The organism is Anaerococcus lactolyticus S7-1-13 (assembly GCF_000758765.1).
GTDB classification, from domain to species: domain Bacteria; phylum Bacillota; class Clostridia; order Tissierellales; family Peptoniphilaceae; genus Anaerococcus; species Anaerococcus lactolyticus.
On the sequence record NZ_JRMW01000035.1, the window covers coordinates 63,590 to 86,247 of the forward strand.

General features: G+C 37.3%; 12 protein-coding genes. 10 read left to right on the plus strand and 2 right to left on the minus strand.

The window, feature by feature from the left end; genetic code table 11:
- Window positions 1-8 precede the first annotated feature (8 nt).
- The 9 genes from pstB to murJ all read left to right on the plus strand — a co-directional run bounded on the left by pstB (window position 9) and on the right by murJ (window position 10,576).
- A complete protein-coding gene (pstB, locus tag HMPREF1630_RS05660) occupies window positions 9-872 on the plus strand; it encodes a phosphate ABC transporter ATP-binding protein PstB (RefSeq protein ID WP_004826601.1) in 864 nt (287 codons plus the stop codon).
- Window positions 872-1,489 carry a PhoU domain-containing protein gene (locus HMPREF1630_RS05665; RefSeq protein WP_037327920.1) on the plus strand — a complete coding sequence of 206 codons (618 nt, stop codon included), beginning with the start codon at window positions 872-874 and terminating at the stop codon, window positions 1,487-1,489. Before pstB ends, HMPREF1630_RS05665 begins: the two co-directional genes overlap by 1 nt.
- Complete coding sequence (locus HMPREF1630_RS05670) at window positions 1,489-2,148, plus strand: response regulator transcription factor (RefSeq protein ID WP_037327921.1); 660 nt, start codon at window positions 1,489-1,491, stop codon at window positions 2,146-2,148. The genes HMPREF1630_RS05665 and HMPREF1630_RS05670 overlap by 1 nt, the downstream gene beginning before the upstream one ends.
- Complete coding sequence (locus HMPREF1630_RS05675) at window positions 2,145-3,458, plus strand: sensor histidine kinase (RefSeq protein WP_037327923.1); 1,314 nt, start codon at window positions 2,145-2,147, stop codon at window positions 3,456-3,458. Before HMPREF1630_RS05670 ends, HMPREF1630_RS05675 begins: the two co-directional genes overlap by 4 nt.
- Before the next feature lie 64 nt (window positions 3,459-3,522).
- Entirely contained in the window at window positions 3,523-3,831 is a 309-nt protein-coding gene (locus HMPREF1630_RS05680) for a hypothetical protein (RefSeq protein WP_004826591.1), read from the plus strand.
- 28 nt (window positions 3,832-3,859) lie between these two features.
- Window positions 3,860-5,386: a 4Fe-4S dicluster domain-containing protein gene (locus HMPREF1630_RS05685; RefSeq protein ID WP_037327924.1), complete on the plus strand. Its 1,527-nt coding sequence runs from the start codon at window positions 3,860-3,862 to the stop codon at window positions 5,384-5,386.
- A 161-nt stretch (window positions 5,387-5,547) separates the two neighbouring features.
- Window positions 5,548-7,290, plus strand: coding sequence for an ABC transporter ATP-binding protein/permease (locus HMPREF1630_RS05690; protein WP_037327926.1), 1,743 nt, complete (start codon window positions 5,548-5,550; stop codon window positions 7,288-7,290).
- Window positions 7,280-8,938 carry an amino acid ABC transporter ATP-binding/permease protein gene (locus HMPREF1630_RS05695; RefSeq protein ID WP_037327928.1) on the plus strand — a complete coding sequence of 553 codons (1,659 nt, stop codon included), beginning with the start codon at window positions 7,280-7,282 and terminating at the stop codon, window positions 8,936-8,938. The genes HMPREF1630_RS05690 and HMPREF1630_RS05695 overlap by 11 nt, the downstream gene beginning before the upstream one ends.
- Before the next feature lie 66 nt (window positions 8,939-9,004).
- A complete protein-coding gene (murJ, locus tag HMPREF1630_RS05700) occupies window positions 9,005-10,576 on the plus strand; it encodes a murein biosynthesis integral membrane protein MurJ (protein ID WP_004826582.1) in 1,572 nt (523 codons plus the stop codon).
- A gap of 228 nt (window positions 10,577-10,804) precedes the next feature.
- Here the strand turns inward: murJ and HMPREF1630_RS05705 are convergent, their stop codons facing one another.
- Window positions 10,805-12,535, minus strand: a complete 1,731-nt coding sequence (locus tag HMPREF1630_RS05705) for a vWA domain-containing protein (protein ID WP_037327931.1) — start codon at window positions 12,533-12,535, stop codon at window positions 10,805-10,807.
- Window positions 12,528-13,433, minus strand: coding sequence for an AAA family ATPase (locus HMPREF1630_RS05710; protein ID WP_037327933.1), 906 nt, complete (start codon window positions 13,431-13,433; stop codon window positions 12,528-12,530). Before HMPREF1630_RS05710 ends, HMPREF1630_RS05705 begins: the two co-directional genes overlap by 8 nt.
- A 219-nt stretch (window positions 13,434-13,652) precedes the next feature.
- Between HMPREF1630_RS05710 and HMPREF1630_RS05715 the strand changes: the two genes are divergently transcribed.
- A complete protein-coding gene (locus HMPREF1630_RS05715; RefSeq protein ID WP_052039385.1) occupies window positions 13,653-22,643 on the plus strand; it encodes an InlB B-repeat-containing protein in 8,991 nt (2,996 codons plus the stop codon).
- Window positions 22,644-22,658: the final 15 nt, after the last annotated feature.

The following is a 22,658-nucleotide window of genomic DNA, read 5'->3' on the forward strand; positions in this document are numbered from 1 at the left end:
GAGCGATAATGGAAAAAGTAAAAGATAAGGGACCTTTAGTAGATGACATCTATAAAAAGGCCCAGCAAATAAATAAGAAAAACAAATCAATAATAGCTCAAAGAAATGTTGAAGATAAGGGCACAGCCATCTTAGTCAAAGATTTAGATTTATGGTATGGAGATTTTAAGGCCCTTAAAAAAATAAATATGGATATCAAAAAGGGTAAGGTTACAGCCTTTATAGGACCCTCTGGTTGTGGTAAGTCTACAACTCTCAAATGTTTTAATAGGATGAACGACCTTGTTGATTCGTGTAGGATAGAAGGTTTAATAGAAATAGATGGAGCTGACATTTATAAAAAAGACGTGGACCTTGTAAGCTTACGTCGTAATGTCGGCATGGTCTTTCAAGCACCAAACCCCTTCTCCAAGTCCGTTTATGACAATATAACCTATGGGCCAAAGCTTTCAGGTATTAAGGATAAGGACACCTTAGATGGGATTGTAGAAAATTCTCTAAAGGCCGCTGCAATTTGGGATGAAGTTAAGGATAAACTTGACCAAAACGCCCTATCATTCTCCGGTGGCCAGCAACAGAGGATTTGTATAGCTAGAACCCTTTCGGTAAATCCTGAAATAATCCTAATGGATGAGCCTACAAGCGCCCTTGACCCAATATCCACATCTGCCATAGAAGACTTGATGGATGAGTTAAAGGAAAAATACACCATAGTAATTGTAACCCACAACATGCAGCAGGCAGCAAGGATATCAGACCAAACAGCCTTCTTCCTAACAGGAGAGGTAATAGAGATGGATGAAACCAAAAAGATTTTTGAAGACCCAGCTGATAAAAGGACTGAAGATTATATTACAGGAAGGTTTGGATAATGAGGACTAGGTTTAATAGTGATTTGGGATCAATCAAGGATATGACCAGGGAAGTAAGCCAATTAATCCTTATTTCCTATGATAGGATTGACCTTTATCTTGACAATAAAAACGATGAAAATTTAGATCATGTCATAGAACTCTATGACGACATCAGAAGAGCAGCATCTGGAATAGAGAGCTTTTGCTTTGAACTCTTGGCACTCCAACAACCTGTGGCCAAAGATCTTAGGCTCTTGCAAATGGAAATAAAACTTGCCTCAACCTTCAAAAGAATAGCAAGTCACCTAAATTCAGCAGCAGAAATCTTAAAATCCTATTGGCTTTCTGAAAAAGAAATAGATTTTCTTAAAAATTTCATCAAAAATGAAAAAAATATGCTAGAAGATGGCATAGGGGCCTTTGTGTCCAATAATAAGGACCTAGCCCTTGCCACAATCGAGAAAGACCAAATTAATAACGACTTATTTATGGATGCCATTAATTTTGCGGCAGACGAAAATAAAAATGACAAGATAAGTGCAGTAGAATTATCGAATAAAATTTTACTTTTTAAATACTTTGAAAGGCTTGGCGACAGGCTTGCCAGGGTGGCAGACTTAGCAACGAGGTTATAATGATATACGTAGTTGAAGATGATGGGGCAATTAGAAATCTAGTATCCTATGCTCTTACTGAAAAAGGCTATCAAGTAAAATCCTTTGAGGATGGTAGGTCTATAGTAAAGGAAATTAGGGAGAATCCCTGCGAACTTTTGCTTCTAGACCTCATGCTTCCAGAAAATGACGGAGTCACAATCCTAAAAGAGCTTAGGGAATTTTCTGATATACCTGTTATAATTCTTACGGCAAAAACTGATGAATTTGACAAGGTTTTGGGCCTTGAAAGTGGGGCTGATGATTATATAACCAAACCATTTTCTATCCTAGAACTTCTATCAAGGGTCAAGGCTATCTTGCGTCGAGTAAATAAGGCTGATTGTGACCATCTCACCTACAAAAATCTAAGCATTAATACCAAAAAACGAACTGTGAAGGTTAATGGAGAAAAAATCGACCTTACCTACAAGGAATTTGAGATGTTATTTTTATTTATGAACAATATGGGAAATGTCATCACCAGGGAAGATTTCCTTCTAAAAATCTGGGGCTATGACTACCAAGGTGAGACCAGGACTGTTGATGTTCATATAGCAAGCCTCAGATCCAAGCTAAAGGATGTAGGCTCCTACATTTCAACCGTAAGAAACCTTGGTTATAAATTTGGAGAGATATGAAAAAGTTAACTAAAAAATCATTAATTATTACAACAACCATAGCGACCGTCCTTGCTGTGGTTGTTAGTTTTTATACAAACCAATACAAACTCTGTCTTTTATTTTGGGCTATTCTAATGATTTTGTTGGCATCATCTCACTTTTATATCGACAAAAGACTAGATACCTATGCCAAAGAAATTTCGAAATTTGACAAATACTACGATTTTAACCACATTGGCGAAGATTTTGAAGATGTAGGTAAGATTTATGGCAAGCTTCTTAACAAAAATATCAAGCTTGAGAAAAATATTTCCATCTTAAAAAGGCAAATCAAAGAGTTAAAAAATATTACCTCAAATATGGAAGAAGGCTTTATAGTATTTGATCCTAAGGGTGGGGTAGAACTGATGAATGATTCGGCCAAGGTTTTTTTAAATAAGGATGAGAAGGTTAGGCTTGATAAGCTCATAGATGACAAAGAATACAAGCTCGCCTTAAGAGAAGCGAGGATTTTATCCAGATCAAAAAGCCTGGCCCTTGATGTAAATTCCTACCACCTAAAGATTTTCATCGACCCAATTTATGAGGATGGCAACATGGGTTTTGTAGTAATTATCATTGATTATTCAGAAACAAGGAAGGCAGAGCTTATGAGAAGGGAATTTTCTGCCAATGTCACCCACGAACTAAAAAGTCCCCTCACCTCTATAAATGGCTATGCAGAGCTCATTGCTACAGGGATAGCCAAAAAAGAAGACGTTAAAAAATTTGCCCAGATAATTTTTGATGAGGGAAATAGGCTCCTTGAAATAATTGACGATATCCTTAGACTTTCAAAACTTGATGAAAAAGGCCTTGATATAGAAAAATCCTACGTTGATATCAAGGAAGAGATGGATATTATCATCGATAAGTTTAGGCAAAATTCAGATAAAAAAAATATAAAAGTGGAAAATAATTTGACTTCCTACAGGATTCACACAGTCAAATCTCTTTTTGTGGACCTTTTATCAAACATTTATGAAAATGCTATTAAATACAACAAGGAAGGTGGGTCTATCGAAATTTCTTCGATTCTTATAGATAGGTCGCTTAGGATTTTTATAAAAGACACTGGCATAGGAATAGCAAGTTACGATATAAAAAGAGTTTTTGAGAGGTTTTTTGTGGTTGATAAATCAAGGGATAGGAAGCTTAAATCAACTGGCCTTGGCCTTTCTATTGTAAAACACATAGCCGATACCCTCGGCTTTAAATTAGATATAGAAAGCAAGCTAGGAGAGGGTTCTACTTTTATTATAGAAATACCTGTTAAGGAATATCTATAATTCATATTGAAATATTTTGTTATATTTGATACAATCATAGTGAGAATATAAAAAGGAGACTAAGATGAAGGTAACTATATGTTCATGCGCAAGGTGCACAGCTCATGGTAATGAGTACTTACATGACTCTGCCGAGCTTGTTAAAAAAGACGTTGAAATTGCTTATGAAGTAGATAATTTAGGCCAAGCACCAGAAATTGAAATAGTTTATAAGAATGTTATGGATGAAGTCGAAAATTCACAAAGATTATCACCTATAGTAAAAATAGATGAAGAGTACATAACCAAGGCTAAACCAGAAGTTCTTATGGAAAAAATGTATGCTGAACTTAAGATTGAAAGAGATAAAAGAAAGTCAGAAATTAATAAATAATATAAGAATAGGTTAGTTGAGGTATTAAATGAAAGAATCGTACATAGATATATTAAATATTAGAAGGATGGCCTTCGAGGCAATTGCAAAGATTGCCTATGAAAATAGACCACTGACAGATATAGGAAATGAAGTTTATAATATTTTACCTGGTGAGGAAGCATCTTACAGGGAAAATATCTTTAGAGAAAGAGCTGTAATGGGCGAAAGACTAAGAATGTGTATAGGTCTAGATGCAAGAACTGCTGATAAGACAGAAGCAATCACAGCTGGTCTTGCTGATATGGATGTTGATAGGAGAATTTACCATCCACCATTAGTATCTGTAATCAAGATCGCCTGCGAGGCTTGTCCAGAAAACAAGGTCACAGTTACAGACCAATGCCACGCTTGTATAGGTCACCCATGTGTAAATGTTTGTCCTAAAAATGCTGTAAGCTATTCATCTAAGGGTGCAAAAATAGACCAAGATAAGTGTATCAAATGTGGTAAGTGTGTAGAAGCTTGCCCATACAATGCTATAAACCATCAAAAAAGACCATGTGCAGAAAGCTGCGGTGTAAAGGCAATTAAATCAGATGAACTAGGTCGTGCATCAATCGATGAAAATAAGTGCGTGGCTTGTGGTAGGTGTATAATAACCTGTCCATTTGGAGCTATATCAGATAAGGGAGAAATTTATCAATTAATCAAATCTCTCCAATCAGATAGAAAAGTTTACGCTATAGTAGCCCCATCTTTTGTAGGTCAATTTGGTGCGAATGTAAGTCCAAAACAAATCAGAGAAGCTGTCAAAATGCTAGGCTTTGATGATATGATAGAGGTAGGTCTGGGTGCTGACCTTACTACAATGAATGAAGCACACGAATTCTTAGAATCTGTGCCAACAGGCAAAATACCATTTATGGGTACATCTTGCTGCTTCTCATGGAAACTCATGGTAAGGAAAAATTTCCCTGACATCAACGATAAGATTTCTGAGTCATCCACACCTATGATATATTCAGGTAAGCAAATGAAAAAACGTGATCCAAACTGCGAAGTAGTTTTCATCGGACCATGTATTTCTAAAAAGCTTGAAGCCCTTGAACCAGAAGTTGCAGAAGTTATTGATTTTGTAATTACCTACGAAGAACTTTTAGGTATGCTCCTTGCTAAGGGCATAGAGCCAGCTGAAATAGAAGTAGAAGACGATATTATGGATGCTTCTCAAACTGGTAGGTACTACGCTGTAAGTGGTGGTGTTGCCCAAGCTGTTGAAAAGAGAATCCACGAAATCGACCCTGATGCAGTAGTAAATATGGAAAATGCAGAAGGCCTAGCTGACTGCGTGAAACTAGCTAGAATGGCAAAACTTGGCAAGATGAATGGCAAGTTAATCGAAGGCATGGCTTGTATGGGAGGTTGCGTTGGTGGCCCTGGTACAGTTGTTGATATCAAAAAATCTGGAAAGGCAGTTAAAGATTTCTCAGCAGCATCAATCTTCATATCTCCAGCAGACAATACAAATATTCCAGTAGAAGATAGACCAAACGATAGCGTCTTACAAAAATAAATATTAAAATTATTCAAAAGAGGAGTATAGCTCCTCTTTTTTCCTGCCAATTAATAAGTTTTCAAAAGTACTTTGGTTAAAATCTGATACTGAAATCAATTGCGTGGTTCTATTTCCTATGATAAAATGAAATCAATAGAGATTATTAGACGAGGTGGTTTATGGTTAATAAAAAACTTGTAGCAATCCTACAGGGATCAAAAAAATACTTATACCTAAATTTATTTTTTAGGTACCTAGCTCTTTTTATGCAAATAGGCATAGTATGCATCTTTGGCGAAGTGATGTCAAAGGTTTTTGGCCAAAAAATAGGAGAAATCTCCCTAGTGAGAATTGTCATCTATGGACTTTTATTTTTGTCTATCAAACTTTTTTGCCAATACATGGTAACTAGGATTTCCTTTTCTTCTACAAAATTCATCAAGGAAAAAATGAGAAGAATTATTTTTGCAAAGCTCATGGATGATAGGATAGGCTTTGAGGAAAAGCTCCCAACATCAGCTATTTTACAATTGGCTGTTGAGGGAGTAGACCAGTTGGAGATTTATTTTACATCATATCTTCCACAACTTTATTATTCACTAACATCTGCCCTTATACTTTTTGCCTTAATTGCTTACATAAGTATAAATGCAGCCATTACCCTCCTTATTTGCTTGCCACTCATACCGGTCTCCATAATTTTAATTCAAAAAATCGCCAAGAAACTTTTGGGTTCCTACTGGACATCCTACATGAGCTTGGCTGATATTTTTCTAGAAAACTTAGAAGGCTTAAATGAATTAAAATCCTATGGAGCAGACTCTTATAGGCAAGATTTGATGGATAGTTTTGCAGAAAAATTCAGAAAAGCGACTATGAGAGTTTTGGTTATGCAATTAAATTCTACTTCTGTGATGGATATTATTGCCTATGGTGGAGCTGCCGCAGGCATCGGGGTAGCTCTGATGGAATTTAGCCAAAGGGATATAAATATCTTTGGTCTTGTCTTCATCAGTCTATTAGCAGCTGAATTTTTCCTTCCTCTAAGGCTCCTTGGTTCATATTTTCACATAGCCATGAATGGAATAGCGGCCTCAAACAAATTAATGGTCCTAATTGATAGCTATGATAGGAACTTAGGTGGAGAAACTCTAGGTGGAGAAAATATTCAAGTTAACTTTGACCAGCTAGGCTTTTCCTATGATGGAGATAGGCAAATTCTTGATGGCATTGATCTTGAAATAAAAACTGGCAACCTAATAAGCCTTGTTGGTCTAAGTGGGTCAGGCAAGTCAACTATCGCCAAGCTAATTAAAAATCCAGGCCTTACTTATGAAGGAAAAATTTTGATAAACGGCCTTGAAAAAAATGCCTATGATCCAACAAGCCTTAACAAAAAGATAATAAATGTAGATTTTGATGGTAGACTCTTCAAGGGAAGTCTTAGAGAAAATTTGAAAATAGCAGGCAAGGATATTACTGACGAAAAAATGCTTGATGCCCTAAAGAAGGTTAATCTTTACGACTTTTTTATGGGCGAAGATGGGCTTGATACAGAAATTTTGGAAAATGCTTCGAATATATCTGGTGGTCAAAGACAAAGGCTAGTCCTTGCCAGGGCATTTTTGTCAGGTGGCCTCTTGTATATTTTTGATGAGGCAACCAGCAATATTGATGGGCCAAATGAGGCACAAATAATGGAAATAATCCAAAAACTTGCCAAAGAAAAGGCAGTTTTAATTATTTCCCACAAGCTAATAAATTTAGTTAATAGCGATAGGATTTACTTCCTAGAGAACGGAAAAATCCAAGATTCAGGCAGCCACGCCTACTTATATGAAAAATGCGAGGCTTATAAAAATATTTTTGACAAGCAAGAAGAGCTTTGTTCTTATGCAAAGGGGGTAGGATATGAAAAATAGAAGATCTGGCTTTGCCATCATGAAAAATATGATAGGTCTAGTTGGCGAACTCAAACCTGTCATGGTCCTAGCCATTTTTATCGGCAGTCTCGGTCACCTTTGCGCAAGTTTTGTCACCATCCTTGCAGGCTATGGAATTTTGTCAAACTATGCCAATGACGGAAAAACCTTATTAATAATCAAGATCATGATTGCTCTTGCAGTCTTTAGGGGGATTTTCCACTACATTGAGCAATACGCCAACCACTACCTAGCCTTTAAAATTTTGGCGAAAATCAGACACCTTGTCTTTAAAAAAATGAGAAGTCTAGCTCCGGCAAAACTTGCTGGCAAGGACAAGGGCAACCTCATAAGCCTAATCACATCAGACATAGAACTCCTCGAGGTTTTCTATGCTCACACAATTTCACCAATTGGTATAGCGATTACCTATTTGGTTTTTATGGAAATTTTCATAGGAAGCTTTTCTATCTACCAAGCTATCTTGGCGTTTTTTGCCTACGCTAGTCTTGGCATCCTAGCTCCCCTTATAATTAGTAGGAAAAATTCAAGTCTTGGTCTTGACCTAAGGAATAAAACAGGAGATTTAAACTCCTTTGTCCTTGAAACTATCAGAAATATGGAAGAGGTCAAGCAATTTGACCTAAGAGAAAGACAAGTTTTCATTCTTAGAAAAAAATCTAGAAAGCTAAGAGCAACTGCCAACAACCTAGACCAGATAAAGGCATGCTCGGAAGTCCTAATTGGTGGTTTAATCCTAGGATTTTCCTTTGCCATGCTCTTTTTATCACTTATGCTCTACCAAAACAACATCATTGACCTAAGGGGCTTTATTATCCCTACTATAGCCATGTTTTCAAGCTTTGGTCCTTTCGTTGCCCTATCAAACCTTGGCAACATCCTATCCCACACCCTTGCAAGTGGGGACAGGGTTCTAGACCTCTTGGAAGAAGATCCGATGGTAGAAGAAGTACTCGGTGATGACGAAAAAGAAGCATTCGAATCTGCAAAAATATCTAATATTTCCTTTGCCTATGGCGAAGAAAAAATCCTCGAAGACTTTTCTTTGGAAATTAATAAGGGCAAAATTTTTGGCCTTTATGGCAAAAGTGGGTCTGGAAAATCAACCCTCCTAAGGCTCCTTATGAGATTTTGGGATGTAGACCAGGGAACTATTACTATTAATAATGAAAATATAAAGGAAATTCCTAGCAAAAGATTAAGAAAAATGCAAAGTCTCCTCGCCCAAGACACCTATATTTTTAATACTAGCCTAAAAGACAATATCAGACTTGCAAAACTTGATGCAAGCGATGAAGAGATAATAAAGGCTGCAAAAAAAGCTTCAATCCACGATTTTATTTCATCTCTGGCAGACGGATATGAAACTAGGGCAGGGGAACTGGGTTCGACCTTATCAGCAGGTGAAAGACAGAGAATAGGCATAGCAAGAGCCTTCCTCCATGACTCAGACCTCATGCTTTTTGACGAACCAACCAGCAACCTTGATATTCTTAATGAAGCGAGTATCCTAAAATCAATCAAAGAAGAAGCCGAGGATAAGACAGTCCTCCTTGTAAGCCACTCTCTATCAAGCCTTTCCATAGCTGATGAGAAAATTTTGGTCAAGGGAAGGAAAAATTCCTAAAGCCTTAAATTTGTCTTTGATTACCAAAATGATATAATAGTAAAATAAGACATAAAGAGAGGTTTTATGGGACAAACTACATTTATGCTCATGATAATAACCATCATATCCAAGGTCTTTGGTTTTGCCAGAGAAGCTGTGATGGCATCTTACATCGGAGCAGGTGATTTAAAAAGTGTATATACAACAGCAAATACCCTCCCAGTAGTGGTATCGAACTTCGTGGCAATGGGTATTATTTCGGGTTTCATCCCTATATATAACAAGGCAAAAAATGAAGAGGGAATCGAAGCTGCAGAAGAATTTACATCAAATGTCTTTAATATTTTGATGCGCTTTGCTCTTTTCGCAGTAATCTTTGGGATAATTTTTGCAAGGCCATTTTCAAAAATCCTAAGCCCGGACCTTGAGGGCAAGTGGCTAGACCTGGCGACAAATTTCACTAGGATAATGATGTTTGCGGTCTTTGCCTACTTGTATTCTGCAATATTCAGGGGATATTTAAACCTCAAGGGCAATTTCTTTGACCCAGCCATCACTGGAATTTTGATGAACATTGTAATCATCATATTCACAGTCCTTACAGGCATAACTGGTAACTCCTACTTGCTCATAGTAGGGGCACTTTTGGGAAATGTTTTGCAATATATATTATTTCCAAAAGCAGTAAGGCAGGCGGGTTTTGAGCATAAAAAAATTATAGACATCCACAACAAGTATGTCAAAAACCTGATGATTGTGGCAGTGCCAATAATTATTTCATCAGCCGCTGGAGAACTTTCTATAATAGCAGATAACTCTATGGCATCCTACTTTTTTGGAAAGGCAGCCATTTCAAAATTATTTTATTCAAAAACTATGCTTACCCTAATCACAGGCGTAATCACAGTTTCTGTTACAACAGCGATTTTCCCAAAGATAGCCTCCCTTGGTCAATCTGGGCAAATCAAAGAAATGAAGGCATCAATCTCATCTGCAGTTGTAACAACCATGAGTCTGGTAATCCCTGCCACAATAGGCATGACCGTTTTGTCAGCACCTATAATCGAGTTGATTTTCCAGAGAAATGCTTTTACAAGTGATGATACAATCATAGTAGCAAGTCTGCTCTCAGCTTACGCACCTTACATCATTTTTCAATCCCTATCAGATGTTGTGGACAGGGGATTTTATGCAGTTGGCGATAGCAAGACTCCTGTAATAATTGTAGTAATCCAGCAAGTTTTAAATGTTATTTTAAACTTTGTTTTGATAAAAATTTTCGACATCCAAGGCCTTGCCTATGCTACAGTAGTCTCAACAGCCCTTGGATCAATGATGATGCTTTACAAATTTAGGGCAAACTTCGGTTCCTTTAACTTAAGGCAAACCCTTCTTTCCCTAGGCAAAATCATTGTCGCAACAGGACTTATGGCCTACTTGGCAAACCTAACATACACCATGCTTGCTGGTAAAATTTCTCACCTGCTTGCTATCTTCGGGGCAATCCTTGTGGCAGGCTTTGTTTACTTAGTAGTTATCTTGCTAGTAAGAATTCCAGAAGTAATGGACCTTGTCAACCAATTCTACCACAAGTTTTTTGAAAAAAACCAAGACCCAAAGAGGGTGGCAAGGAGAAAAAGAAAAAATAGGTACTAAAAAAGATGGCTCTTAAGCTTTTGGCTTAAGTATGCCATCTTTGTTTTTTACAAATATCACTAATTTTCCGATTTATGGTAAAAAGGCTCCTAGTTTATGAGATTCCTCGCTTTCGCTCGGAATGACTTTGTGTGATGAAAGTGCATCGCTGTTTTCCATAAGCCTAATCTCAACCGGGGTCATTTCGATGACCAGAGGGAGGAGAAATCCCATAAATGAGAGAATCTTTTATATTTTCATAATAGTATTTTTCATAAAAATTGAAACGATTTTGGAGAAATTTTCAAGGCTGGTTATCCTACAAAAATCTGTCCCATAAATCAGTTTTCCATTTTCTATATCTTCGTCTTCGCCAGTAAAAACGCCAAGAACAGATATCTCTTCGTTTTTTATATTTCTAATCTCCTTGGCAGTGTCATTCACTGCCACATCACCGACATACTGCTCTTTTTCAAGGAGTTTTACAGTATTAATATTGGCTTTCTCGTCATTTGGTCTGCCGTCTGAAAGAATAATTACTATGTGTTTTTCATTATCCTTAGTCTTATCTATCAATTCATTTAAAACCTTAAAAGCGAGTCCGTCCCTGTTTGATCCAGAGGCAAAGTATTTGAAAATTTCCTTGTTGTTGTGTTTTTCGTTGTAGTCCCTAAAGAGATTGAAGACAGTGTGGTCACGAAGGGTTGAAAAAGACATGACCCTTATAGGAATGCCGACTTCATCCATTGCATTTTCAATGATGTAGGCTTGGTTGGCGATGACCTCCTGCCTGTTTCTTTGACTCGCCGAAGAATCCAAAAGCAAGTCAACTTTGAAAGTTGAAACGTCGTCATTTTCCACATTATCAAAAATATTGAAATCTTTTAAGACACTTGCCTTCCAAGCCTTTGTAGAATCCACAATCCCGTAGGCCTTGCTGACATCGGCAAAGTCCTCGTAGTTAGCTATGGAATTTTTTATTGTCTGGGCGAGTTCCTTGATGGAACGGTTGTTTATGGCGAGATTTTTTTCTATATAATCCTTGTTTTTAGAAAAAACCTCATCCCTGTTCTTCTTATAAAACTTGGCATTTGGGCTATCGGTGTAAACTCCCTTGGTAAAATATAAAAATTTGCCAGCATGGACACCTGTTGCGAGTTTCTTCTCGAGAGATCTGACCCTCATTTCAGGAAATACAGACTTGCCATAAAAATCTTCTATAAATTTGTCACTACCATGGTAGCCTTCCTTATCGAGATTTAAGAGGATAAGGTGCCTATCCATGTCCTTGTTTTTTTCTTCAAGATAAATATTTCCCGTAAACTCTGCCGACCCAATGTTAAACTGGTCCTTGATAAAGTCATCTGAAAAATCAAAGTCCTTGGCGTCCTTCTTGTTATTTTTAAAATTCTTGGGCTTCTTATCCTTGATCATCTCCTTAAGGAGGGATTCATTTTCCTTAGACTTTTCAAAACGGAAATAGGTCTTAAAGACTTCGTTTAATTTTTCGATGAGCCTACCTGTATCAAGCTCGTAAATTTTAAAAATATCCCTATAAATTGTCCTAAAAAATGGACCCTCTGTGATTGGCTTAGCCAAAATTTTTCCGTAGTAGGCTTTTTCGATTTGCTCATTAAGGTTGTCTGCCTCGTGGAAGTTGTATTTTCTGAGGGCTTTTTTGGCAAAATCCTTTCTAAAAGAACCTATGACAAGATTGTCCTTGGCAAGACTCTTGTAGGCAATATCTTCCATCAAGAGATTGGTTATGAAGGAAAATTCTGAAAAAAATGGACTTTCAGCCCTGAGATAATCAAAATACGAGTCCAAAACCTTAAAATCAAAGGTCTTGATGATAAAACCCCTAGTCATATTCTTGTAGACTTCATCCATAGGATAGGATTTTTGTGGCAAAAAGTCGTAATTTTCTGCAAAGTCCCAGATGATATTATATTCTCTTATCTTGTCAAAATTCTCACTCATCAAAGACACTCTCGTCTATTTTTTCAGGAATTTTTGTCTTTATCAAATCAAGTACCAAATCCCTTTCAAACTTGTCAAAGGACTTATTAACAAGACCCATCTTGATTGCGTCAAAAGGATTAAGACCTATTTTCATAGTTTCAATCGCCCCGATTAGACCTCTGAGGTCCACAGCCTTGGTAGAAATTTCGTTGTTTTCGCTCTTTAATTGAAGGGAGATAAACATATCAATCAAAGCGAGTCTGTATTTTTCTTTAAGACTTGGGAAATTATCCTTTAGGAGTAAATCGAGATTTGCTTTGGTAATATTTGGCACATTTATAATCATAAACCTCGAAGCAAGAGCTTCGTTAAGCTCACGAGTGCCAACGTAGCCATAGTTCATAGTTCCAATAAACCTAGTATTGGGATCAAGACTTATCTTGTCAAAACCAGATATGTCGATAATTCTCCTGTGGTCAAGGCTCGCGTGGAGGACAGAAATAGCCTCGTTTTTTGCCATGTTAATCTCATCCAAGATGGCAAAGCCACCCTTAATTGCTGCTTCATATATAGGTCCCTTCCTAAAAGTCACCTCTCCATTTTTGAAAGTGTCAGCTCCTATGAGGGAAGCAAAGTCAGTATTGACATGGAAGGAAACATTGTAAGTTGGTCTTTTGAAAAGATAGGAAAGGTTTGAGGCAAGGACGTTTTTGCCAGTAGCCTTTGCCCCAGTAAGAAGGATATTTTTGCCTGCAAGGAGGGCTGCAATCGCCTGTTCCAATACATCTTTTCCATAGTATTTGTACTCAGGTTTTATTATCCTGTCGTTGTTATCAAGTCCGTTTTCTTGTCTATATTTTTCTAATTGGGCAATCAATCTCTCGTCGATGCCTTGCTCTTTTAAATATTCAATCATAATACACCTCGGATTTATTATACAATGTGCAGGGGAAATATCACTTTTAAAATTTTTTTTGACAAAATAAGAATTATCAAATTATTTTGCAACTATCAATATATAATTGACGATTAATGTTTAAATTTTTCATGGTTTGGTGTATAATAAAAGGTGATATAATGGAATTTTAAATCAATAAACTATATATAAAACAACAGTGAAAGTTAGGAGAAGAAGATGAAGAAATTAAGGAAGCTAATGGCCCTAGTGATAGCCACTACCATGATGGCATCAAATATCGCCCCGGCCTTTGCAAGTGGCGTGACTTATAAAAGCTCGCCAGCGGAGATAGTTAATAATACTAATAGCAACTCTTTGCCTGTTGTGCCAGCAAATACAGATAATGCCAAAGATTTTACTAAAAACCCAGAACAACCTGAAATTTACACCCTACGCACAGACTATAAGGTAAAAAGAGGGGATAGGTACTATGTAAACTACCAACCATACATAGCAAGTGTGGGTGAAAAGGCAAGTCCTGAGGAACAAGCTAAGGTTAATAAAAAAATCGACCTACCAGACCTAGCTGGCTATAAGAAGCCTGATGGTGTAGATTCTTTCACAGATAAGTATCAATATATTGTAGATGAAGCAAAAAAAGGCAAACAATCTGGAGATGACAAAACTGGTATTAGATATAGGGCAAAAAGAGATTTTAAATACCAAGCTAGGTCAAATCAAATCAAGGTCAAGCATATATTCCAAACTGACCTAGCTGATTTTGACAAATACACAAACCCTGATGGGACTATTACAAGTTTTGATTTAAGCAATAACGAAACTGAAAATAATGGAGTTTTGGTACAAAATGGTAAAACAACCAAAGGATTATCAAAATCTGATATTGAATCATATGAGCTTATTAATTTCCAAGATGGAAATACCGGTTCTACCTTAGAAGTCCAACCTATAACATCTTATGAAGCTGGTCTTAAAGGTATAGATATTAACGGCTATGTACCAGAAGCCAGGTCCATTTCTATGCAAGTGCCAGACGATGCCAAGGATTTTGTATTGGAATACCGCTACAACCGTGCCCATTTTGATGTGACATTTGATACAGCTGGCGGAACAGAACTTCCAGCTCGTACACTTTATTATGAACAAGTAATTCCTAAAATTGCCGATGAATCTATACCTACAAAAGTAGGCGGCGAGTTTTTAGGCTGGAAGCCATCCGTTGATTTAAAAACAAATGATGGAAAAACTTTTAAGGCAAATGAAATCATTAAAGATGGAAATGGCAAAGCTATAGAAAATCTTGATGCTAATTTGATTATGCCAGCAAGCAAGGTCACCTTCACAGCCGTATGGAAGGATAAGGAAAAGGCTGACTATGCTGTCCAATTCTGGGTAGAAAAGGCAGACCATGCTGATAATGCCGGACTTTTAGATAAGTACGACTATATAGGTACTCGTGTATATAAAGACCAAGACACAGGTTCGAGACCAGACTTGAATAACGTGTCTGTAAAAGACATCGTCTTTCCTGACCTAAACCAAGCTCGTCTTAATAAGATATGGAAAGGCGATAGATTTAATCGTGGAAAAGATCTTTATCTAAATAAATTCTATGTCTACAACCAAGCTCTAACTCATGATCAAAACAAGGACCCGAAAGATGTAAATTTAGTTAAGTCTGTGGATTCAACAGGTAAGACTGTCTACAACATCTACTACGACAGACAAGTCTATGACCTCTACTTTACCAAGTCGAATGCCCTACCCGCTGAAAACACCTTCTACCCTGAAATATGGGGATATGATGAAGCTAAAGGCGAGGCAGTGAAGAAGGGCGGTCCTGGCAATCCTTACCATTACAAGGCAAGGTTTAACCAGCTCATGCTAGGTTGGCCAAACGATGCCATGCAAACCAAGGGCTTTAGCAAAGACATGCAATCCTTTGGCTGGGGACCAAACTATAGTAATCCATATTTTCCGGTTCACTTAGACACACCTCCTTATAGATTAAATGCCGATGAATTTTTGGATATGAAAAACTACGATACTTGGGGCGGCTATACCAAGAAGATAGATAAGGGTGATGGAACAAGCATAAATTTAGAGTGGTACGATTATAAAATTCTTTCCTTTGGTATAAAGCAAGAAAAAGACTCTATGCCCCACCACATGGACTTTTGGATGGATGGCTTTAAGGACGACGAAACAATTATCCGCTATGACCTATACAGGACTAAGGCAGATACCAATTCTGACACTTATGCTCCTAGCTACCCAAAGGTTCAAGGCTTTACTGGTAAGAGAGGTACTGAAAAACCGGAATTTCTTGATTCGGATGGCATAGATGATAAAAACGATGAGCGTGAAGACGTAACCCCATTCCCTGCTAAGACGTATACAGACATGTATGGAGCACGCCCTGTAGGTAAGATGAAATTTATTAAGGCCTTCTTTAATAATGCCGATGACTGGGGCGATCCTGACGGCTGGGACGGATTTGAAACAAATGGCTACCTTAAATTTGAATACACTCGTAACAAGTACCCACTAAGGTTTAACTACGACCCATCAAAGATTAGAGATGATTCTTACTTTAATTCAAAAAACCAATTAGACACTTTCTATGAATTCCCATTAAAGGCCCTAAGTCCTGATGTAGATGAAAATGAAGAATATAAGAAAGTGGGTACCAAGGAAGGTCCTAAGAACTTATTGGATAATCCGGAAAATTTACAAAAATTACAACTTACAGACCTTGTGTTTACAGATCCAAAAGATAATAAACTAAAGGTTAAAAGACCAGAAGGTCTTTCAGACCAAATGGTATTTAAGGGCTGGGCATTAGACCCTGCTGGCACAAAACTTGTTTGGGAAAACCCGGGCGAAATCATGCCTAACCACGCACTTAACTTATACGCAAAGTGGGGCGAGCCAGACTACAAATGGAAGGTGACCTTTGATCCTGATGGAGGAAAATTACCACAAATTTCTGAAGAAAAAGTCACCACAGAAAGAAAAACAATACAAGAAGGAGACAAAGGCCAAGAGGAAGAAAATACCTATGCAAAAAAGGAAAAGGACGATGGTGACAAGCAAGTCTTTACAGTTATCCAAAGACAAAAGCTTGTAGAGCCTAAAAACCCTACAAGGAAGGGCTACACCTTTATGGGCTGGGAAGTAATTCGTTATAAGAAGGATGCCACAACAGGCGACTATACAGACGAAATCGACAACTCATATCGCGAAACCTACAAGGTTCCAGAACTATACTCCTTCGGTAACGACGTTGTAGCTCCTGTCTACCTCAAGGCAATTTGGGTCGCAAACCAAAGAGTCGATGTAAAGTCAAAACACTATTATTTGAACAACAAATACGAGGTTGACTTAACTAAGGATGATAATCCTAGAGAAGACACACTCGAAGATAAGAGGGTAGGCTACCTTGTTGCAGCATCAGGTGATAGGCAAAATGGAGACTACCTCCTAGCAAGTAATGGGGAACTTGAGGAAAAATTAACAGGCAAACTAAAGAATGAGTATGAAGCATACAATAACCGTGTAAAATCAAACAACTCATTCTTCCAGACCTTTAGGGTAGAACCAGAAAAGATTCCAGACCCAGATGATTCAAGTAAAATGATAGACAACCCAAATAACATCTTCAAATTCTTCTACAGACCATTTAGGAAACGTGTCTACAAGGTCAATTATATAGACGAAAGATTTAAGGGCACAGAAAATGAAAAAGACGGGGCAATTATTGATCAAGAAGTAGTGAAAAATGGTAATCGCTACTTTGATGCTAGAAACTATAGACCAATCCCAGGTTGGAAGCTTGTAAGCGACCCGCAACAACAACTCATCTTCGATGTCAATGAAGACACAAATGAATTAGAAGGCATCAATGGTACAAAGAGTGATGAGATTACCTTCTATTATAAGGACGTAAGAGTAATTGAAGTGCCAAAGGACGACCCAGTTCCAGATGGATACGTCAGAGTGACCTTCAAGGCAGACAAGGGTGGCTCTTTTGGTAAAGATAAAGATGGCAATGATATTAAAGAACTTAATTACGATGTAATAAAGGGCCTCAAATCAGACCACCTTCCAGTACCAAAAGAATTAAAAGCTGGAGAAACAAAGGAAGCCGGCAAGTACTACATCACCCCAGATAGTGGCAAGATGTTTAAGAAATGGGATGAGAAACCATTATTAAATCCAAACACTATAGTAGAAGATAATCATACATTCACTGCCAAATTTGATTGGGAAGGCGTAGTGGCTAAGGAATATGTAACTACAGAATCCTTCAAAAAAACTGATGGTACTTGGATAAATAAATTCGGTCCAACTATAGAGGATTTAAAGAATCAAGTCGTTTATAAAGAAAAAGATAAAGAAAAGCTATTACCATCTGATGCAACAGTTACAATCGTTGACGATCAAGGCAACGCTCTTACAGATAAGGATGTTTATAAAAAAATAAAGGAACTTGGCAAGCATGACAAGGAAGAAGTTGTTAGAACTATAAAATTCAAGGCAAAAGTCAAATTTAAGGGCAATGATAAAGAAGACATGGAACTTGAAATTCCAGTCAAGATTTACAAGAACGTCTACGAAGCTCTAACTAGCACAGAAAAACCAGCGTTCCTATCAGAAGCTGAAAAAGGCGAGCTAAAAGAGATAACTGGAGAATATGTAAAAGTCACAGTTGCTCCAACAGGCGACATGACAGCCAAGGACAACAAGGTCTACTACGTAAATAAAAAGGCTTGGGTAAATATCCCAGAAGCTAAGCCAGACGGATCAACCACCTTCATAAATTGGACAGCTGATAAGATTGACCAAAACGAAGATAAGGCAAAAAATGGCAAATTTGACTTTAAAAAACGTCATATGTTCACAAAAGACACAGTCATTAAGCCAGTTGATGCTCATGATGTTGTTGAACAAAAAGAAGGCGAAGACAAGCCAGATGTGCCAGACAGCTTTGTAAAAGTAATAGTAAAAGCAACAGACAAGGCAACTGATGCATTTACAAAAACTTTCTGGGTTAACCCAACTAAGGAAGTTGCCATAACAGTTGCAGAACCAACAGGAAAAACTGACCAAGAAGTAGTAATAACAGGACTTGGTAAGAAGAAAGTTAACTATATCTTCAAGGAATGGCAAAAGGTTAAGACTGGTGAAGACGATAGCAACTTAAACAAAGTTGACCCACCAGTAAAAATTGACCTAGGCAAAAACAAATTCACAGATAAGGTAACTGTAATCGAAGCAGTTTATAAAAAATCTTTTGCAGGTGAAAAAATTCAAGATCCATTAAAGACTAAGAAACTTGACACACCTCAAGGTAAAGAAATAACAAACGATGATTTAATTAAACAAATCACACCTCAAGAAGGAAAAGAAATTGAATCAATAGAAGTTATTTCAAAACCTGATCCATCTAAACCTGGCGAACAAGAAGCCAAGGTAATTGTCAAATACAAAGACGGAACTACACAAGGAACAAATGACAAACCAGTTGTAATCCCAGTAGAAGTTCATAAAAACATAATCCCAGCAAACTCTGATGGATCAAAACCAAAAGACGCAATGGAAAATTATGTCAAAGTAACCTTCAAACCAGGGGAAGGTGGAAAATTTGAAAAAACACTTACAGGAGACTTTGTCTACTACGTAAGCCCAGAAGTAGAAGTTGATTTAACAAATACAGCTAATAATATTAAAAATACTCCAAATGTTGGATATATTAGCGGAAATTGGGATACAAGCAAAACTAAAAAATTAAAAGACACATTTAAAACTGAAACAGAATTTACTTTTAATTTCACAAAGAATGCTAATATAGTAGAAGCTAATCCAGACGATCCTGACCAAGTAATACCAGTAGGCTATGTAAAAGTAACATTTAAGACAGAAGATGTTAATAAGGGTAAGCTTGAAGGAGATAAAACAGAAAAAATTTACTATGTTAATCCAAAGGCTGATATAAAACTAGTTGAATTAGCTGAAGGACAAACAGCAGGTGAAAAACAACTTGCAGTACCAAAAACTATAGCTAATGACGGTTATACATTTACAGAATGGGTTGAAAATCTTGATACTACAAAACCAATTACTGGTGATAGAGAATATGTAGCACAATTTTCAAAAGGCCAAGTAACTTTGACCTATAACAAGGGTGGAACAGATGTAACTGGCGATGTACCAGCAAATGTAACAGTAAAAGTTGGAACAACAGTTAGATTAGCTGGCAAAGGAACATTAGCTAAGCCAAATGCCACTTTCGAAGGCTGGAAGCTTGATGGAGAAGAAAAAATCTACCTACCAGGCGATGAAGTTAAACTAGAACAGGCAAGAACAGCCACAGCCCAATGGACAAAAGATGCGGATATAATCCCATACAATCCAGATGACCCAATCACAAAACCAAAAGGCTATGTAAAGGTAACCCTAGTGCCAACAAATTTGGCACAAGATAGCCAAGAAAAAGTCTACTATGTAAATCCAAATGCGAAGGTAGCTATTCCTGAAAAAGACCCAACACCAGCAGATAACAAATATACTTTTGTGAAATGGTATTACCTAGATGATCAAAATAAAAGGGTAGAAATCAAACCTGGAGATAGAAATAACTTTAAAAAGGATACTAAGATTTACGCATTGTATCAAACAAAGGGAAGTCCAATAACTCCTCTTAAGCCAACTGTTAATACAATTATCAAAAACATTGGCGATAGTCTATCAGACATTGACTACAAGAAGGCAATCACACCACCATCAGGAAAGACTGTTGATAGTGTTGTTATCCTTGAACAAGATCCAGATAAGAGGGTGAACACAAACGAGGCTGGTGAATTTAAAGAAAAAGTAAAAGTCCGCTACACAGACGGATCTAGCTATGTGGTTTATGTACCTGTTATAGTAAGCAAAGATTTTGTGGAAAAAACAGATGACTCTATACAAAAACCAGATGGTTTTGTAGAAGTAGTTGTTGACTATACTGATAAGGCAGACTTAGGAGCAAATGGCGAGCAAGTAAGAACTTTCTATGTAAATCCTAAGAAGAAAGTAAGCCTACCAGTTGATAAGCCAAGTGGAGCTAAGGTTAAAGGTAGTGATATAGCTTATGAGTTTGAATATTGGCAAGTAGAAGATGGAGATAAAAAATATCAAGATGGTATTTCTGATACCTTTACTGCTGATAAGACAACTATAAAAGCTAAATTCAAGCTAAACCAACAACCTCTAATACCATCTGCAAGTAATAAAGTAATACCAATAGGCTCAAATCCAAAACCAAGAGATTTCATAAATAACATCTACGATGATGAGGACCCATCATCAAAGACAAACTTGCCACCAGGAACAAAGATTGAATTTGATGGTAATGGGCCAGATACTTCTACTACAGGTGAAAAAGAAGCTAAGTTAAAAATCACCTATCCAAATGGTAAGACAACAACTGTAACAGTTAAGGTGACAGTTGTTGATAATATTGTTCCTCAAAAAGAAGGAGATCCAGACCCAATTGTTCCTGGAAACTATGTTAAAGTATTCATCGATAGGACAGAAAAAGCATTCTTAGGTCCTGATGCTAATGGAAATACAATTCCACAAAAATTAACCTACTGGGTAAATCCTGAGGTTGATGTCACATTTGATGTAGAAAACCCAACAGGTAGGGCTATTAATAATAAGGGCGATAAGTTTGTATTCAGTCATTGGGATAGGCCACTAAGTGGCAGATTTGTAGTAAAAACTATAATAAAAGCTCAATATGATACGTATATTAAGCCAGAACCTAAGAGAGATGCAAACACTATCGTGACTTATGAGGGTAGTACCCTTACTAAGGATGATTATAAGAATAGCATAAGCGCATTAACCATTACAAAGAAAAAGGAAACTGGTGGAGAAGAAACTGAGACAATCAAACCTGAGCAATTTACAGTCGAAGAAGTGGTTGAGGGTCCTACTAGTGAAACAAAAGTTCCGGGTAACGACACATCCACTACAGTAAATGCAAAGGTTAAAATAAAGTTAACTGATGGTAGGGAATATGAAGTTAAAGTCCCAGTTAAGATTTACAAAAACTTGATTCCTGTAGATCCAAAGTCTACTGACAAGGTTGATGCACCAGAAGATTATAAGAAAGTCATAGTCGACCCTACAGAAAATGCTGAAAATCCAGAAATTAAAGTATATTATGTAAATCCAAAAGTTAACGTAACAATTCCAGAAATGGATGTTACACCAAAAGATGGAGGATTCTTAAAGGGATGGACTGCTAGTGATGAAGCTGAAAGCCCATTCGGACCAAGGCAGTTCACTAACAACGTGACTACTATAAAAGCATCTTATTATCCAAGTGTTATTAGACAAGTTGATAAGACAACTGAGATTGCTAGGCCAAATACCTATGTGAAGGTAGTAGTAAAACGTGAAGATGATGTTTATAATAAGGAAAGCATCTATTGGGTAAATCCTAAGGCTGAAGTCTTCTTGCCAGAAACAGATGGGGCTAGCAGAAAGGGCTACATGTTTGATGGATGGAATTATGAAGAAGGAGATAAAGAACAGGAACTAACAGAAGTGACTGATAAAAACTTCAGCTTCTTTAAAGATGACAAGCAAGTAGGCCATACATTTAGCAAAAATGTAACTGTAATAAGTGCTAAGTATGTTAGATGTGATGTCTGCATAATACCACCAGGCCCAACTCCAGGACCTACTCCAGGTGGAGATGGTGACAACCCAGGAGTTGTTACACCAAATCCTGAAAATCCTGATGGAGGAAATCCAGGCGATAAACCAGGGGACAAACCAGGCGACAAGCCAGAAGATAAGGACAATCCAGACAACAAGGACAATCCGAAAGATAAGGACAATCCAAATAAGAAGGATAATCCAAAAGACAAAGGAAAGAATCCAAATCAAAAGGGTGGTAATGAAATAGTTGAAATCCAAGCGAAGATAGACCAGACTGTGAAAACAGTAGGAAATGCTGCAGGCAAGATTGCAGGAAGTGTATCAGCAACTGTAAATAGCGGAGTAGCCGGTACAAAGAAAGCCCTAGCCAAAGTATTAAATCCACGCACTGGAATTATAACAAACTATGAATTCTACCTAGGATTGATGGCAGCATCAAGTGTCGGACTGTTCTTTACAAGAGAAAAAAAGAATAAGGACGAAGAATAAAATCAAAAGATCGTA

What these genes read in the sequence shown, in the direction of transcription:
- pstB (WP_004826601.1), top strand. Translation starts at nt 9, where the DNA reads ATGGAAAAAGTAAAAGATAAGGGACCTTTAGTAGATGACATCTATAAA.
- HMPREF1630_RS05710 (WP_037327933.1), bottom strand. Translation starts at nt 13,433, where the DNA reads ATGATTGAATATTTAAAAGAGCAAGGCATCGACGAGAGATTGATTGCC.
- HMPREF1630_RS05715 (WP_052039385.1), top strand. Translation starts at nt 13,653, where the DNA reads ATGAAGAAATTAAGGAAGCTAATGGCCCTAGTGATAGCCACTACCATG.
- HMPREF1630_RS05670 (WP_037327921.1), top strand. Translation starts at nt 1,489, where the DNA reads ATGATATACGTAGTTGAAGATGATGGGGCAATTAGAAATCTAGTATCC.
- HMPREF1630_RS05705 (WP_037327931.1), bottom strand. Translation starts at nt 12,535, where the DNA reads ATGAGTGAGAATTTTGACAAGATAAGAGAATATAATATCATCTGGGAC.
- HMPREF1630_RS05665 (WP_037327920.1), top strand. Translation starts at nt 872, where the DNA reads ATGAGGACTAGGTTTAATAGTGATTTGGGATCAATCAAGGATATGACC.
- murJ (WP_004826582.1), top strand. Translation starts at nt 9,005, where the DNA reads ATGGGACAAACTACATTTATGCTCATGATAATAACCATCATATCCAAG.
- HMPREF1630_RS05675 (WP_037327923.1), top strand. Translation starts at nt 2,145, where the DNA reads ATGAAAAAGTTAACTAAAAAATCATTAATTATTACAACAACCATAGCG.
- HMPREF1630_RS05680 (WP_004826591.1), top strand. Translation starts at nt 3,523, where the DNA reads ATGAAGGTAACTATATGTTCATGCGCAAGGTGCACAGCTCATGGTAAT.
- HMPREF1630_RS05690 (WP_037327926.1), top strand. Translation starts at nt 5,548, where the DNA reads ATGGTTAATAAAAAACTTGTAGCAATCCTACAGGGATCAAAAAAATAC.
- HMPREF1630_RS05695 (WP_037327928.1), top strand. Translation starts at nt 7,280, where the DNA reads ATGAAAAATAGAAGATCTGGCTTTGCCATCATGAAAAATATGATAGGT.
- HMPREF1630_RS05685 (WP_037327924.1), top strand. Translation starts at nt 3,860, where the DNA reads ATGAAAGAATCGTACATAGATATATTAAATATTAGAAGGATGGCCTTC.